This is a genomic window from Flavobacterium sp., from assembly GCF_040382755.1.
GTDB lineage: Bacteria > Bacteroidota > Bacteroidia > Flavobacteriales > Flavobacteriaceae > Flavobacterium.
Genome location: NZ_JBEIET010000241.1, coordinates 1 through 1,687 on the forward strand (window position 1 = coordinate 1; position 1,687 = coordinate 1,687).

General features: G+C 37.3%; 1 protein-coding gene. It reads left to right on the top strand.

Features of this window, described 5'->3' with window-relative positions:
* Positions 1-467: 467 nt before the first annotated feature.
* A complete protein-coding gene (locus ABWO04_RS11705; RefSeq protein ID WP_353079865.1) occupies positions 468-929 on the top strand; it encodes a hypothetical protein in 462 nt (153 codons plus the stop codon).
* Positions 930-1,687 lie beyond the last annotated feature (758 nt).

The following is a 1,687-nucleotide window of genomic DNA, read 5'->3' on the forward strand; positions in this document are numbered from 1 at the left end:
GCTAAATGCTTAAATGTAAAATAACTATTTTATTACGAAGTAGAGTTATGAATTTAGATCACCTAAATGAAACTCATAATGACTTGGGTGCTCTTCTCCTGTGGTGCTGAATGATGAAAGGTAAAAAAACTCTTTTATGACGAAGTAGCGGTATGAATGTAGAGCACCTAAATGAAACTCATAATGACTTGGGTTCAATTCTCCTGTGTTGCTGAATGATGAAAGGTAAAAAAACACCTTTATGAGGAAGTAGCTGTATGAATGTAGAGTACCTAAATGAAACTCATTATCACTTGGGTTCAATTCATGTTTTATTCAATTGAGACCTTTTTTTTAACAGCTCGTCTAGCTTCTTATTATTTGTCAAATGTACTTATTATTTTTTTACTTTCAGAATCCTCTTGTGGACGCTGTTCGGTCTGACGGTCTTCATCATGGCGCTGATGATCTGCTACCTGATTTGTCGGATGCCTGAGATCGTTTCTTCCCTTGAAGTCTACTACCACCAGCGCATGGAGAGCCGAGCGGAATCTCAACGCGCAGACAGGGAAAGAAAGAGGGCTCTGAAGCAACAACAGGAACTTGAGCGTCAACTTGAGCAGGAAATGAGAGACAGAAAGAAGGAGTTGGAACGAGAGATGTCCGAAAAATTGGCCTCTCTCAAGAGAGATAAGAGAAGGATGGTTGCTTCTGTTCCTGTTGCTGCTCCAGAGTCGATTGAGATCCCACAGATCCTTGCAGCTCCATCCCCTTCACAGATTCTTGCAACTCCACCCCCTTCCATTGACGAACCCGCTTTTCTCCCAGTCCCAGAACGACACAGTAGACCTACCTTTTTCATTGGCCACAACAACCAGCCCATGCATTTGGAAATTTCTTGTGAACTGGCTAAGAGGAGGCAAGCTAGGTTGAAGGATGACAAGGAGTAATTTTCCCTCTTCTTTTTCTCCCAATATTCCATTGCAATTCTTTCGTTGGGTGCTGAGCTGCTGCCAACTTAATTATTGTAATGAAATTTTTCTTATTTTATTTCAACCACTTATGTTGGGTGCTGAGATGCTGCCAACTAAATGATTGAAATAAAATACGTTGCAAAAAATGATGAAAAAACTGACCCGATTTTGATTTTGCCTAACGGAACAATTTTACGCACGATGACAAATGACCTGAACGGACAGAATGACAGACAAAGGACATTTTAGTATTTAAGTTAGTTTATAAGTTAGTTTGTAAGTATTTGAGCTCAAATAACTTGATATTGTCTTACTAATAGGTGGCTGCATTAGTCCCAGATGACCAGATGAAAACTTTTTTCAAAAAACAACGTAGTGATTTTTTTGGTCACTTTTTTTCAAAAAAACAACGTTTCTTTCATCATGGACTAATGTGAGACCTGGCAGACTAAGACGTTTTATTTTTGACTACGACTGACTACGACATGTGACTGACTTACAATTGACGGGACATACAAGACCAGACATAAAAGACCAAAGTTTTTTAATTTCTTTTTTATTTTTTTCTACTTAACAAGCAATATTGATAATTTTTTTACTTTTTTACTTTTTTACTTTTTTACTTTAATAATCATCCGGATGAATAAAAAAATGTCTTTTTCTTTTCTTTTTGTTCATCAATAGGTTTTTTTCTGGTTAGGCGCTTCATAGACCGTCAATGTCAAAAATAATTA

Excerpts from the sequence above, each read along its gene's own strand:
- ABWO04_RS11705 (WP_353079865.1), top strand. The coding sequence starts at position 468 with ATGCCTGAGATCGTTTCTTCCCTTGAAGTCTACTACCACCAGCGCATG.